This window comes from Nocardia stercoris (assembly GCF_003696265.1).
Taxonomy (GTDB): Bacteria; Actinomycetota; Actinomycetes; order Mycobacteriales; family Mycobacteriaceae; genus Nocardia; species Nocardia stercoris.
This window is the reverse complement of the sequence record NZ_RFFH01000024.1, coordinates 57,249-71,171: the sequence shown is the minus strand read 5'-3', so window position 1 is coordinate 71,171 and position 13,923 is coordinate 57,249. Positions and strand designations below refer to the sequence as shown.

Here is a 13,923-nt window from a genome sequence, read left to right as displayed (position 1 = left end):
CTCCGGCCGTGACGGCGTCGCCGGATCCACCACCACCCAGCAGGTCACCGTCGCAAACGGCACCACCACCACGACAACCACGCCCAAGCCCACCACCACCACGCCCAAGCCGCCGGCCCCCGACGCCGTCATGGGTGGCGACCCCTACACCATCGCCGCCACCGGCGTTTGCTCGTTCGGCTTCAACGGCGTCGACGGTTCGGGCAACATCGTGAACATCACCGCCGGACACTGTGACGAGAGCGACGCGCCCCTGACCCTGGGCGCCGGCACCAGCGACCCTGCAATCGGCACCTTCGACGTACTAGGCCCTGATGGCGTCGATTTCTCGACTATCAAGATCGACGACGCCGCCGCCGAGCGTTTCGAGAACAACTTCGTTCGCGGCCCCGGCGGGAAAGCGCTGGCGATCACCGGCACCGCGGATCCCGTGGTCGGGGCGCCGGTGTGCAAGTCCGGCTGGAGAGCCGGCTACAGCTGCGGCACCATCTTGGCTGTCAACCAGACCATGGACGGCGGTAACGGCCGCATGATGAAAGGCGAATTCGTCGCGAACCACATCTGCTCGCTGCCCGGCGACAGCGGTGGACCCGTTGTGACCGGCACCCGGGCACTGGGCATCACGAGCATCGGCAACAAGGGTTCTCAGGCGGAATGCGACGCGACGTCGGGGCCCGACATCAACCCCTGGAGCCAACCCTACGACTCGGCGGTGCCGATCAAGACGATCCTCGAGGCGGTCCCCGGCCTGAAGGTTCGGACCAACTAGATTACTGCCGAAGTGGGTCGATGGTGTGGCACCGCGCAGCGGCGCCACACCATCGACGCGTATTTAGTGAAACCTGTTGGCCGCGTTGGTATATGGGCGATGTCTCGGGTAGGTGATTGTGTGACCCGGCAACACCGGATGCAGGCAGTCGCGTTACCCGTGACGGTTCACAGTGCCGCAATCGAAACGAGCCCCGCACCGAGCAATGGGGTAACCGCAGCCCGGGGCGTGTCGAGGGTGAGCAATGTCCGCTCACCGGAGTGATGGTACCGACAGAAAAATCGACCGGAAACCATTCTTCACGGTTTGTCTACCAGAATTTGTTGTCGAGCCCGGCATTCAGTCCAGACCGCACTGTGACAATGTTCACTTGTCGATACGTCGGAATCTGTTGTTTCACAAATCCATCGGCGCATATTTACCATCCACTTCCGGATCACTCGTCAGAGCAAGGAAATTTCATGGCATATCGAGCAATCGCTCGCGGTGTAGTCGCCTGCGCGGCCGCCACATCCGCTGTCGGGGCGCTGGCTGCGGTCCTCGGCGCCGGCCCGGCCGCCGCCGCGCCCGGGACGATCAACTGGACCGACGGTTCGTCGCAGTTCACCCGCACGATCAGCAATACGTCACCCAAGGAGGGTGATGTCATCACGGTGTCGACCCAATTCGCGCGCAACAGCATCGTGGACGAATACCTCTACAGCATCAAGGACGAGCATCCGGCCTGCCTGAGCTACGTCGCCGGTTCGGCGAAGATGAACAACGGCACGACCGACTACCCATATAAGGATCCAGAGGTGGTGCCCGACGACGGTGGCAGTGGCTATGTGGGTGTCTCGTTCAGCATCACCAACTGGCCGGTGCAGAATCGCCCGCTCGCCCATCAGTCCCCGGTGTTCTCCGTGCAGTACAAGGTCGGGCCCGATTGTGCCCCGGGTACCGCGCTGACCACCGGTATGGAATACAGCGGGTCGCTGGGTTCCGGCCATTACTCCACCCAGGGCCCGTCGATCACGGCCAGCCAGAGCACCCCGACCACCACTCCGCCACCGACCACCGGGCCTGGCACCGGGCCCGGCACCGGCACCGGCAGCGCTTTCGCCGGCCTGGGCAGCCTGAGCGCGGCCAAGTAGCGGCTGCGGAACGGCTACTCGCCCCGGTGACTCTCCAGGTCACCGGGGCGATCTCTTGCCGTCGACAGGTAGGACAGGACGCTCGGGCGCGGATCGCATCCTCGGTCGATTCCGCAGCCTCGCGCCGCCGTGTCCGGCAGCAGACCGGCGGCGGGGATATTCCGACCGACGTGCCGCAGTGGCGAGCAACTGATGGTTGACGACGATCCGCTCGAAACGCAGCGGTATGTCGGTGTCGATGTCACGGAACTGAGCGCTGCCGGATTCGAAAACGCCGGCGAGTTCGTGTGACTCGAATGCGGGCCGGCGCCGCTGGACGCGATACGATCCGACCCGAAGCGGCGCTGGAATCAGTGGTTGCGGGGCATTTTCTCTTAGTGCTGTGTCTTCGCGTAATGGGGTGAGCCGGTCAGCAACGGGAGGTAGGGTTTATGCCCGGCTGATGGGCGATGAATCGACTGCGAGGTGAGGCAGTGGGGCGAGTACGTCTGTTGTCGGGATTGCAGCAGCCCGTGGGGCGTATCGGCCGGTGGTCGTGTCGAACCGGACCTGCTCCGGCGGCCGGGGCCGGGTAAGACCTGGGGTTCGACGGGCCGGCCGGTGGTCAGCGGCTTCTTCGGTTCCGCGGCAACGACATCAGGCGAACGACCGGCCAGTGAATTGCATTCTCGTCTCCCTCGTTTCGGTGTTGTCGGTCAGTGAGTTGTACTCACGCCGATGAAGTTCGCGGAGAACGGATTCGCAGGGAAGTCTCGGTTTCCGAGTTGGACACAACTATTGATTGTTATTTATCGCAGTAGTGTTCGGCTGATTCTCGGCGCACATGATGGTGATTGCGCGCTCGGGCCATGAGAGATCGTGGTAATACAGACCGCAGAACCCTCGATCGACGCGGTTCACCGAGCCCGAGGCAGGTTCTGGAAATGACATACACAACTTCCCCACCGAGACGATTTTCGGCAATCGCCGCGATTCTCGTGGTCGCCGCACTGACGATCGCTGTCGTGGCACTGGCCCTGATCGTCCCGCACAACGGCAGTGTCGGTACTGCCACAACCGCGCCGTCGACGACCTCGCTCGGCCCGGTGTCAGCGCCGCTGTCCGGCACCACCGCCGGCACGCCCGGCACACCCGGGGCGACGTCGGCACCCGCAGCGCCCCATTTCGGCTACCAGCCACTATGGCCGTTCACGAGCGTCACGCAAGCGCGGGCCTGGCAGCAAGAAGCGAACCCGGGCGGGCATCAACCCTGGCACCTGGATGCCGGGCTGGTCACGCAGATGTTCACCCAGCAGTACCTCGGCTATCCGAACGTCGACAAGATACTGCGCACCGATGTCCGTGGCGATCAATCTTGGGTGAGTGTGGGTTTCGACAATGGCGAGGGTTCAACTACCACGGCCGCGGTCGTGCATCTGGTCCGGATCGGCGCGGGCGCGGACCGACCCTGGGAAGTCGTCGGCACCGAAGACACGACCCTGTCGCTGACGACGCCCGGCTACGGTTCGGCGATGACCTCGCCACTGACCGCAGGTGGCACCGTCACCGGAGTCGACGAGAGCCTGCGGGTGCAAGTGCGCGGCGGGCCGAGTCCGCAACAACCGGTCGGCGAGGTGTCCGGAATTCCAGCCGGAGGCACGAATGCGCCCTGGTCGGTGACGATTCCACTGCACCCCATCTGTCCGGGCACCTTCACCGTCGCCGTCTCCACCGGCGGCCACGTCGCGCGGGTGGAACACTTCGCCGTCACCGGCGTGCACTGCTGAACTCGCCTCCCGCGACGATGGGCAACGCCGTCCTACCACTTTGGGTGTATGAGCTGGGCGGCCGGTTCGGCATCGAGCGTCGCGCGGTCAGTCGGATACTGGGTAGGTCGCCGATGGTGTCCCGATGCGCTGCCGTGGGTTGTCTCCCGGGCAAGTGGACGACGCCGCCCACCTCTACGGCCTGGGTTGGTCTTCTGCTCGGGTCGGTCGGCATCTGGGTGTCGAGCATTCCACGGTCCTGGCCAGGTTGCGTGAGCGTGGCGCCCCTTCTCGAGATACTCACGGCCGCCCGCGCACGTGAGTCGAGCCGGACGGCTGCGCAAGTCGCTTCCCCGGCGGCGCACGCTGATATCTGGCAATTCGCCGCGATGTGCCATCTCGCGCAACCGAACTCGCGACAGGGACCTCCACCGACCAGGTGTCACATCGGGGCAGAGCCGCGACTGGGGGCGGGTTGGCGGGCGCGGTGGTCCACCGCAGGGGGATGGACCACTGCGGGGGCGGAATCGGTTTCGGCCGGTGCGCAGATTCCGGCGGATCTGCCAAGGCATGCCGGCCGCGCTCATGAACGGAAGCTTCTCATCGTTGCAGTAGCGAACGCAGGGTTTTCTTGTCGATCTTGCCGACGGCGGTGACGGGCAGTGCCTCGGCTCGTCGTAGCAGGTCGGGAAGTTTATAGGTGGCCAGGCCGCGATCGGAGAGGAAGGTTCTGATGTCGGCGAGGGTAGGCATGGAGCCGCTGACGACAAGGACGGCGCAGACTTTTTCACCGAGTCCCGCGTCGGGGATGCCGATGACGGCCGCGTGCTGGATCGCTGGGTGGGACGAGAGGTGCTCTTCGAGTTCATCGCACGAGATGTTCTCGCCGCCGCGGTTGACCACATCTTTGATGCGTCCGGAAACCATCAGGTGGCCGCTGGTCAGGCGGCGCACGATGTCTCCGGTGCGGTAGAAGCCGTCGGCTGTGAAGGCGTGCGCATTGTATTGTGGCGCGCGATAGTAGCCGCGGATCGTGTACGGCCCACGGGTGAGCAGTTCGCCCTCCGCTCCGGGCGCCACATCTTTCCCTTCATTATCGACGATTCGCACCTCGTCCGCGGGCGACAGTGGGCGGCCCTGTGTGGTGCAGACGATGTCGTCCGGGTCGTCGAGCCGCGTGTAGTTGATCAGGCCTTCGGCCATTCCGAATACCTGCTGCAGTCTCACACCGAGTGCGGGTGCGACGGCTCGGGCGTCTGGCTCGGTCAGCCGAGCGCCGCCGACTTGTAGCAGCCGCAGCGACGACAGGTCATGGGGCTCCCATTCGACTGCGGCGCACCATAGTCGGGCCAGCGGCGGCACCACGGCGGTGACTGTTACCCGGTGTCGTTCTATCGCGCCGAAGGCGCTGTCCGGACTGGGGTCGGTGACGAACGCGACCGCGCCGCCGGTCGCGAGGGCGCCGAGGATGCCGGGGCAGGTGAGCGGAAAGTTGTGTGCGGCAGGCAGAGTCGCCAGGTACACGTCTTCCGGGCCGAAGCCGCAAACCGCTGCGCTGGCCGTCGCGTTGTAGCGGTAGTCGGCGTGTGTGCGGGGGATGAGCTTCGGTAGGCCCGTGGTGCCACCCGAGACCAGCAGTACCGCGATGTCGGTCGGATCGATGTCCGGTAGGGCGCCGCCGTCGGTCGCCAGTGTGCGCAGATCCGTGAACGCCCCTGCCTCGCCGAGGATCGCGACGTGGCGCACCGTGGGTACGGCGGCCTGGACGGCGGTGGCCAGCTCGCGATAGTCGAAGCCGCCGAACGTGTCCGCCGCGAGATACGCTGTCGCACCGGAGACGGCGGCCAAGTGCTCGATCTCGCTGCGCCGATGAGCGGGCAGCGCGAGTACGGGGACAGCGCCCGCCCGCAGCAGCCCGAACAACACCGTCGAGAACTCGGGAACGTTCGGCAACTGCATCACGACCCGGTCTCCCGGCATGATGCCGAGCTCGAGGAATCCGTACGCCATCCGGTCGGCGGCGACGTCCATCTCGGTATAGGTGCGGGGCCCGGTGTCGGTGAGCAGAGCCGGCCGGTCGGGCCACCGTGCGGCGCCCTCGCGAAGCAGTTCTCCCAGCGGACGATCGACCCAGTATCCGGACCGGCGGTAGGAATCCGCGACATCGGCGGGAAACTCGACGAAGCCTCTGCGCTGGTCAGGTGTCATAGTTCCTGTCTCCGAACGGGTTCCGGATGCCTGGCCGATTGCGGAACGGCCGCGAGTTTGTCCTCGGGCCGAACGAGCACCAGGCTCGCGAATGCGGACAGGACCGCGCCCACGCCGCTGATCAGGAAGATCACCGACAGGGCATGGGTATAGCCGGAGGTGGCGAGCGAATGGATCGGTGCCGCTGCGCCGGGTGCCAGCCGGGCAGCGGCCTCGAGCTGCCCCGCCGTCGCGAGATCGCGGACCTGCGCGGTGATTTCGGCCGGCACGCCGGTCCGTTGCAGCGCCTGCCCGGGCATGGCCGAGTCCACCTTCGCCGTGAAGACGGCACCGTAAACGGCGATGCTGAGCGAGGTTCCGAGCGGCAGGAAGCTGTTCACCGCTCCGGAGGCGGTTCCCGCCTCCGCGGGCGGTACGACGGCGATCGCGAGGTCGAGCAGATGCGGCAACACCAGGCCGCTGCCCAAACCGGTCGACAACAGCATCGGCAGTAGCGCTGTCCAGTGGGCGTCCGGACCGATCGGCACGGCCGTGAGCATGCCGATTCCGGTCAGCAGCATGCCGATCGCGAGTACGCGTGCGATCGGCATGCGCTTGGCGAGACCCATGCCGATCGGCGCGCCCACCATGAGTGCTACCGCGAGCACCGACAGCACGAGACCGACACGGATCGGCGAGAAGCGCAGCGATGCGCTGAGCCAGATGATGAGGAATGGGAACATCCCGAAGCTGACCATCCGGGCGACGAAGCTGAGCAGGATGGCGCCACTGAACGAGGGAATGCGGAGCAGCCGCAGCGGCAGCATCGCACGATCACCGAGCCGAACCATCACCACCACGAACGCCACGGCCAGAACCGCGCTGCCGCCGAGCGCGAGGTCCACGTCGGACTGCCGCCAGCCCTTGTGCGGCCCCTCGACGAGTGCGCAATTCATCGCGAACAAGGTGAGTACTGCGAGTACGGATCCGATTCCGTCGATGGTTCCGCCGCCAGGGCGGTCATCGTCGACCCGGCGCAGCGCGCCATAGAGAATGAAGGCACCCAGGGGGATGTTGACCGCGAACATCACCCGCCAGTTCATCGAGTCGATGATCAGGCCCCCGACGATCGGCCCGGCCGTCGCCGCGAGGGCTCCGGCCGCGGCGAACATCGCGACGGCGCGTTCCCGCCGGCCCGGTTCGGCACCGGAATAGGCGCCGGCGATGAGAGCCAGTGCGGTGGCCATCATCATGGCGCCGCCGATACCCTGCACCGCTCTCCCGACGATCAGCAGCTCGGTGGACCACGCGGACATACACGCCGCCGATGCGACGGTGAACACGACGGTGCCCAACGTGAAGATCCGGCGGCGGCCGAAGCGGTCGGACAGCGCGCCCGCAATGAGCAGCAGCGCCGCGAAGGTGAGCGTATAGGCGTTCACCACCCATTGCAGTCCGTCGAGCCCTGAGTGCAGATCGGATCCGATCCGGGGGAGCGCGATGTTGACAACGGTGATGTCCAACGTCATCACGGTCGCGGCTGAGGCCGCGACGATGGCGGTCCAGCGCCGGTTTCGGGCTGTGTCGAGGGGGTCGGTCGTCTCGGTCATCGCCGATGCCCGTCCTTCCGGTCGAAGGTGGACCAAGCGCCTACCGCAGGAACGACATACGGCGCGACACTGGTCAATTTCTCGCAGGTCTCCTCGTGCTCACGTGTGGGATCGGACGCCGCGACGACCCCGGCGCCGGCGCGCAGCCATGCCCGCCCCTCGTGCTGGTACACCGCGCGCAGCACGAGCGCGGCATCCAGTGCGCCCGTACTGTCCGCCATCAGCACGGCACCGCTGTAGAGGCCGCGTGGTTCGGATTCGAGAGCGCCGATCGTCTCGCAGGCCACAGTCTTCGGGATTCCGGAGGCCGTGACCGCGGGGAAGACAGCAGCCAGTGCATCCCATGACGTACGCGCCTGCGTCAGCGAGGTTTCGACCCGCGAACCCAGATGTTGCACGCTTCCGCGGTCCTTGATCGTGAGGAATTCGCTCACCCGAGTGGTTCCGGCCTGACCGACGGTGTTCAGTTCGTCGAAGGCCAGTTTCACCGAGGTGGCGTGCTCGTAGATCTCCTTGGTATCGGTGAGCAGTTCCGTGCGCAGCGCATGGTCGGTTGCGTGGTCCCCAGTGCGCGCCCTGGTGCCGGCCAGCGGCTGGGTCGCGACCGACCCGGACGCGTCTGCCTCCAGCACAGTCTCCGGGCTGAACCCGGCTGCCTGCCATCCGCCGAGATCCAGCAGAAAGGAGCGGGCCGGCGTGTTCGCCCGGCGTCCCGCCGCGTAGGTCGCGGGCATATCCACCTCGAACGGTATGTCCACGGTGCGCGACACGATCACCTTCTGCAGGAGGCCGCTCCGGATCCGCCCGACGGCCGACTCGACCAGGCCGAGGTAATGCCGGTCGAGTTCGTCGCTTCGAACGGGAGAGGATTCCGGATTCGGTTCGCCTGCGCCGATATTCGTGATGACCCTCGCCAGGTCGGCACCGAGGGCAGGACTCGTCGACCGTATGCGGGTCGATCCGTCGGCGATTTCCAGCTCCACGGTGGGCACCATGATGTGCGCGAGTACCTCCGAGGGTGCCGCCCGGTCGGGGCGACACAGTTCGAAGCATGCCCACCCGTAAGCGCGCCAGCTGTCGGCCGGCGTCCGCCGCAATGCGGCGTGCACCCTCGGCCACGGGCTGCCCACCCAGTTCTCGGCGTGCTCGCCTCCGAGCGTCGAGCGAATCCAATCCCGGCCGACGGTGACCTCGCCGAGCGGATTACTTGCGAGGTACCAGCGCTGGGATCGCTCGTACACCAGGTAGTCGGACAGCAGCCCGGAGCGGACCACGGAGGTGACCACCTCGATCGGGTCCGCCCTCGGGGTCGGGACGGTCCGATCGAATTCGGTTGCCGGCCCGAGCTCTCGGGTCACCGGGCTCTCGTTCTCTCCTGTCGTACGCACGGCCCCCGTCATGCGAAGTACTCGCGGATGCGCTGTGGAGCCTCGGTGCGGGTCCAGTACATGAACTGCGTCGTGAGATCCGGGTTGGTGTAGAAGTATCGGGTATCCGGCTTGCCTTGAGGCATGTACGTCGGCCAGAACCGACCCTGCTCGAGGTGCGCACGCAGCGTGGCCGCGGCGTCTCCCGGCGTCAGCTCGCCTCGGTCCACCGCTTCGCACGTCGTGCGCGCGGTCGCGAGCAGTTCCCGCATCATGGCCGCGAGTCCGGAGTCGAGTCGTTCGTGTGTCCGGAAGAGCTCGTCGTCGCCGGTAGTCTGATAGCGAGAAAACGTATGTGCGAGAGCGGCTTCGGTGTAGAAGTTGAAGGTGTCCCAGACCCGGATCATCACGTTCCACAGGTCGTAGTCGCGGAACGCCACATACGACGAGTAGGCCAGATCGTCGTGCATGTCGAACATCCGCTGCTGGATCGCGTCGACCCCGACGAACCGCTCCGTCGACCAATCCTTCTCCCGCGCCGCCGCGATGAGGCGCCACGCCAGGGCATTCACGGTCTGGAAGGAATTGGCCAGTCCTCGCGAGAACAGCGCGTCGACCGCACCCGCCGACTGCGCGGTGAGACAGAACCGGTCGCCGACGGTGTCGGTGGCGGAGTACTGCAATCGCCCGGTGCTCACCCAGGGGCGGACCGCCTTCGCGGTACGGAACTGCTCGGCCACCGCCGGGAACCGGCGCAGGAAGTCGGCGAACTCCTTGTCCGGCGCTTCGCGGTCAGCGAGCGCGGCCGCTCCGGTAAGGGTCAGCCCCACGCTGCACAACGGGTTCTTCGAGCTGTCGTGATTGTCGAACGGGATCACCCACAGCCAGCCGCCGTCGAAGACGTGGTGCAGGGTGCCGTCGTGCCACCGGCTGGGCTGGCCGTACCGCAGCGGCGCCACGTCGTCATAGGGTTCGACGCCGATCATGTGGGTGAACAGCGATCGAGAGTGAGTGCGAGCGCGGGTCGGCACCTCGCGCAGCCCGAACCGCTCGGCGAGGACCGAGCGGAAGCCCGTCGCGTCGACCAGGTACTCCGCGGTGAACGTTTCGCCGGACGATGTGCGCAGTTCGGCACCACTGTGCGGGTCTACGCCGATGTCACTGATACATGTATTCAGTCGTGGCACAGCACCGTAACGGACCGCTTGATTGAACACGTAGGTGTCGATGTCCTGCCGGAACCAATGAGCTTCGGTGCGCCACCAGATCGGCACCATCACCTGATTGGCCTTCTCCGCGGCCGGGGGCGCGTCCGGCTCGTGGTAGACAAATCCGAAGTTCTGCTTCTGTCCGCACATCGTGCTCACGTGGGTGGCGGTGTCCTTGAAGTTGGACAGCGGCGCCAGCTCCGGGACCCGGTACCGTTCGGCCAGAACGTGCATCGTGGACGTCGCATACGGAATAGTGGATTCCCCGATCGCGAACCGTGGGTGTGTTCCGGAGTCGATGAGCAGCACCTTGACCTCGTGCCGGGCGAGAATCGCGGCGAGCGTGCTGCCCGCGATACCCGCGCCGAGGACGGCGACCTCGAATTTGCTGTCCGTTGGTGTCACTGTGCGGCTCCCTGCGTGATTGCGGTGAGATCGGTTTCGGCACTGGGGGTTTCGGAGCCGAGCCGCCAGCCGGCGGCGCGTTCGCGGTCGCGCCAGAACCCCGCATAGCGGCCGTCGGCCTCGAGCAGATCGTCGTGGCGACCGCGTTCGGCGATCGTGCCGTCCGCCAGGAACAACACCTGGTCGGCGTCGGCGAGGGTGGCCGGCCGGTGCGCGATCACGATGACGGTCCGCTGCCGCGCCAGTGCGCGTAGCCCGTCACGGATCGCGACCTCGTTCTCCGCGTCGAGCGCCGAGGTGGGCTCGTCGGCAAGCACGATCGGCGCGTCCTTCAACATCGCCCGGGCGATCGAGACCCGTTGCCGCTCACCGCCGGACAAGATGGTGCCACCCTCGCCGACGCGGGTGTGCCAGCCCTGCGGCAACCGCGCGACGATCTCGTCCACCCGAGCCGCCGCGGCCGCCTGCCGTACCTCCTCCTCGGAAGCGCTCGGACGGGCCAGACGGATGTTGTCGAGGATGGAGACATCGAAGAGATACACGTCCTGGAACACCAGCGACAGCATCGACATCAGCACCTCGGGCCGCATGTCGCGCACGTCCTGTCCACCCACCCGGACGGTGCCGGAATCGGTGTCGTAGAACCGGGCGATCAGCCGGGTGATAGTGGTCTTACCCGCGCCGGAGGCGCCGGCGAGCGCGGTCAGGCTGCCTTCTGCCGCGGTGAAGGAGACCCCGTCCAGGACCGGCCGGTCGCCGTATCCGAAGGTGACGGTATCGAATTCGATCTGCGCACCACCCGGTTCCACCGGCTCGGTGGCTTCCGGAAGCGGTGGGGTGTCGAGGATTTCCTGCACGCGGAGCAGGTGGTTGCGGGCCACTTTCACCGCGGCACCGAGCCCGCTGGCCGCGATCAGTGGTTCGACGAATCGGACCGCGAGCACCAGCAACGCCAGCAGGGTCGGGGTGTCCAGCGAGCCGTTCACCGCCAGATATGTGCCGTACCACAGGATTGCGGTGAACGCCGCCTGCACGACGAAGCTGAACGTGACCAGGCCCGGAACGACGGCGGTCACCAGACGCCGCCCTGCGTCGCGCTGGGCCAGCAAGGCCGCGTCGAACGCGGCGTAGCCGCGCGTGATCTGACCGCTGGACCGCAGAATCCGCTGTGCCTGTGCGAATTCCACCACCCGCGCGCCTGCGGCTGTGGCCGTGGCGTGTGTGCCGTGTTCGGCACGCGCCACCAGCAGGCCGGTCAATCGGAACGTCGCGGCGATCACGGGGGTCGTCGCAAGCATCACCAGGGCGATGCGCCAATCGAAGAGGAACATGAGCAGCACCACGATGGCCGGCGTGACCACCGCGGACACGATCGGCCGCAGCAGATTCGCCACCGCGTTGGCCACCTGCATGATGCCCTCGCCAGCGAGGCTGCTCAGCTCTCCGACGCGTTCACCGCCGAACCAGCCCAGGGGGAGTGCGGCGATGTGATCACCCATCCGGTGATGCAACGTCCGCAGGATCGATCCACCCAGCTCGTATCCGGCGAGCGTGGTGCGCAGCAACAGCGCCCCGAACACCACGACAGCGCCCACGAAGCCACCCAGCCACGGCCCGCACGCTCCGGGCGTCGGCCCGAGCAAGGCGCGCAATACCGGTACGAGGAGCGCGAAGGCCACGCCCTGGGCTACGGCCGTCGCTACGGTGAGCGCGAGGACGGTCCGCAGGCCGGTGCGAGCGCTGCTCGGTGAGCCGGGTTTGTCGGTGATCTTCAACAGCACGCGAATCACGCGGCAGCTCCTTCCCACGCCGCCCACATGGCCGCGTACCGGCCACCACGGGACAGCAATTCGGTGTGTGTCCCGCGTTCCACGATCCGGCCGCGATCCAGCACGACGATCTGGTCAGCGTCGACGATCGTGGCCAGGCGGTGCGCCACCACGAGGACCGTCTTGCCCGCCGCAAGCCGGGACAGCCCGGTCTGGACGGCGGCCTCGGCGGCCGGATCGGCGAAAGCCGTGGCCTCGTCGAGCACCAGTACCGGCGCGTCGGCGAGTACCGCGCGGGCGATGGACACCCGCTGTGCCTCGCCACCCGACAAGGCCGGCGCGACGGTGCCGTACCCGTCGGGCAGGGCCCTGATCCGGTCGTCGATGGCGGCAGCCCGGGCGGCTGCCACGATCTCGGCGGCCAGGGCATCGGGCTTCGGCAGGGCGATGTTGTCTCGCACGCTCATTCGCAGCAATCGCACGTCCTGGAAGACGAAACCCACGCTGCGGTACAGGGCCGCTTCGGAGAGGTCGCGCACGTCCACGCCGCCGATGGTGATGCGCCCGTCGCTCGGGTCGTGGAATCGTGGGAGCAGCGACGCCAGGGTGCTCTTGCCCGAACCGGACGGCCCGACCAGCGCGGTGAGCGTCCCCGGCCGCAGCTCCAGATCGATATCGGTGAGGGCGTCGGTGTCACCGTCGTAGCTGAAGCGGACGTTCTCCAATCGGACAGTCCCGGTCTCCGGGCGTTCCGCGCTCCCGTAGGGCAGCTCCGCAGTGTCGAGGAGCACGCGAATGTCGCCGGCCGCCCGCATGCTCGCCTGCATCGCTTGGCCGGACTGCGCCAGGGTCTGCACCGGCGCCGACAGCGCCAGTCCGAGCAGGGCGAACGGCAGCAGGTCGACGGCGGTGAGGTGGCCGGTCGGCACTAGCGCGGCCCCGCCGAGGAGCACGGCCGCGAGCATCGACACCGGTGACAGCGCGAGCTGGGCGGCGGCCGACAGGGCGCTGGTGCGGCGGATCCAGCCCACGAAGAAGTCGCTGAACTCGTCGGCCGCGTCGAGATACCGCCGGTGTGCGCGGCCGGTCTGCCCGAATGTCTTCACCACTGCGATGCCGTGCATGAATTCGACTGCGCTCGTGCTGATCTCGGTCATCGCCGTGGTGTAGTCCCGCATGCCCGCGCCATAGCCCGCCATCGCGCGCCGGAACAGCTCTATCCCGGCCGCCAGCGGAATCATCGTGATCAGCGCCATCCGCCAGTCCACCCAGAACAGATAAGCCAGGCACACCAGCGGAGTCACCACAGCATCGGTGATATCGAGGGAGGAGTGCGCGATGACCTGGTGCATCGCCGCCACATCGTCGCCGACCGCCTTGCGGACCGCTCCGGACCCGCGATCGTCGTACCAGCCGAGCGGCACCCGCCCCACCCGCGCGGCGATCGAACGGCGCACCGACAACTGAATGTCGTTGTCGGCGTAGTGCGTCAGCGTTGCGGCCGCCAGTGACAACGCGAGCCGGACGACGAGGGCCGCGACCGCTACGACGACCGCGGGCCATGGGTCGTCGTGGCGCAGCAACCTGCGGCCCAGCTCGGCGACGGCCGCGAACGGCAGCACCCCCGTTACCGCGGCCAGGGCTTGGCAGACCAGTGCGGTCGCCAACCGTCCCCGGCCCGCCCGTGTCAACTCACCCATCCATGTCCTCCTGGCACTGCCCGAGTCGGT

At 67.1% G+C, this 13,923-nt stretch carries 9 protein-coding genes; 3 read left to right on the top strand and 6 right to left on the bottom strand.

Annotation, left to right across the window (positions count from 1 at the left end; all coding sequences use genetic code 11):
- The 3 genes from EBN03_RS31395 to EBN03_RS31385 all read left to right on the top strand — a co-directional run.
- Window positions 1–769 (top strand): S1 family peptidase (locus EBN03_RS31395; RefSeq protein ID WP_158675798.1); only part of this gene is annotated, 769 nt, incomplete at its 5' end.
- 461 nt (window positions 770–1,230) lie between these two features.
- Window positions 1,231–1,902, top strand: a complete 672-nt coding sequence (locus EBN03_RS31390) for a hypothetical protein (RefSeq protein WP_122191791.1) — start codon at window positions 1,231–1,233, stop codon at window positions 1,900–1,902.
- Between the two features lie 923 nt (window positions 1,903–2,825).
- Window positions 2,826–3,668 carry a hypothetical protein gene (locus tag EBN03_RS31385; protein WP_233608763.1) on the top strand — a complete coding sequence of 281 codons (843 nt, stop codon included), beginning with the start codon at window positions 2,826–2,828 and terminating at the stop codon, window positions 3,666–3,668.
- Between the two features lie 579 nt (window positions 3,669–4,247).
- On the opposite strand, the gene EBN03_RS31375 is transcribed toward EBN03_RS31385, so the two are convergent.
- Genes EBN03_RS31375 through EBN03_RS31350 form a run of 6 tightly spaced genes read right to left on the bottom strand, consistent with a single transcriptional unit; the run spans window position 4,248 to window position 13,893 of the window.
- A complete protein-coding gene (locus tag EBN03_RS31375) occupies window positions 4,248–5,855 on the bottom strand; it encodes a (2,3-dihydroxybenzoyl)adenylate synthase (RefSeq protein WP_122191790.1) in 1,608 nt (535 codons plus the stop codon).
- Window positions 5,852–7,444 carry an MFS transporter gene (locus EBN03_RS31370; RefSeq protein ID WP_122191789.1) on the bottom strand — a complete coding sequence of 531 codons (1,593 nt, stop codon included), beginning with the start codon at window positions 7,442–7,444 and terminating at the stop codon, window positions 5,852–5,854. The genes EBN03_RS31375 and EBN03_RS31370 overlap by 4 nt, the downstream gene beginning before the upstream one ends.
- Window positions 7,441–8,802, bottom strand: coding sequence for a salicylate synthase (locus EBN03_RS31365; protein ID WP_199743050.1), 1,362 nt, complete (start codon window positions 8,800–8,802; stop codon window positions 7,441–7,443). Before EBN03_RS31365 ends, EBN03_RS31370 begins: the two co-directional genes overlap by 4 nt.
- A 38-nt stretch (window positions 8,803–8,840) precedes the next feature.
- Entirely contained in the window at window positions 8,841–10,424 is a 1,584-nt protein-coding gene (locus tag EBN03_RS31360; protein WP_158675797.1) for an NAD(P)/FAD-dependent oxidoreductase, read from the bottom strand.
- On the bottom strand, window positions 10,421–12,214 hold the full coding sequence (locus EBN03_RS31355; protein ID WP_199743049.1) for an ABC transporter ATP-binding protein: 1,794 nt from the start codon (window positions 12,212–12,214) through the stop codon (window positions 10,421–10,423). The genes EBN03_RS31360 and EBN03_RS31355 overlap by 4 nt, the downstream gene beginning before the upstream one ends.
- Window positions 12,211–13,893 carry an ABC transporter ATP-binding protein gene (locus tag EBN03_RS31350; RefSeq protein ID WP_122191786.1) on the bottom strand — a complete coding sequence of 561 codons (1,683 nt, stop codon included), beginning with the start codon at window positions 13,891–13,893 and terminating at the stop codon, window positions 12,211–12,213. The genes EBN03_RS31355 and EBN03_RS31350 overlap by 4 nt, the downstream gene beginning before the upstream one ends.
- Window positions 13,894–13,923 lie beyond the last annotated feature (30 nt).

Bases quoted from the DNA above. Each gene is read 5' to 3' on its own strand.
- EBN03_RS31390 (WP_122191791.1), top strand. From the start codon at position 1,231: ATGGCATATCGAGCAATCGCTCGCGGTGTAGTCGCCTGCGCGGCCGCC.
- EBN03_RS31385 (WP_233608763.1), top strand. From the start codon at position 2,826: ATGACATACACAACTTCCCCACCGAGACGATTTTCGGCAATCGCCGCG.
- EBN03_RS31375 (WP_122191790.1), bottom strand. From the start codon at position 5,855: ATGACACCTGACCAGCGCAGAGGCTTCGTCGAGTTTCCCGCCGATGTC.
- EBN03_RS31370 (WP_122191789.1), bottom strand. From the start codon at position 7,444: ATGACCGAGACGACCGACCCCCTCGACACAGCCCGAAACCGGCGCTGG.
- EBN03_RS31350 (WP_122191786.1), bottom strand. From the start codon at position 13,893: ATGGGTGAGTTGACACGGGCGGGCCGGGGACGGTTGGCGACCGCACTG.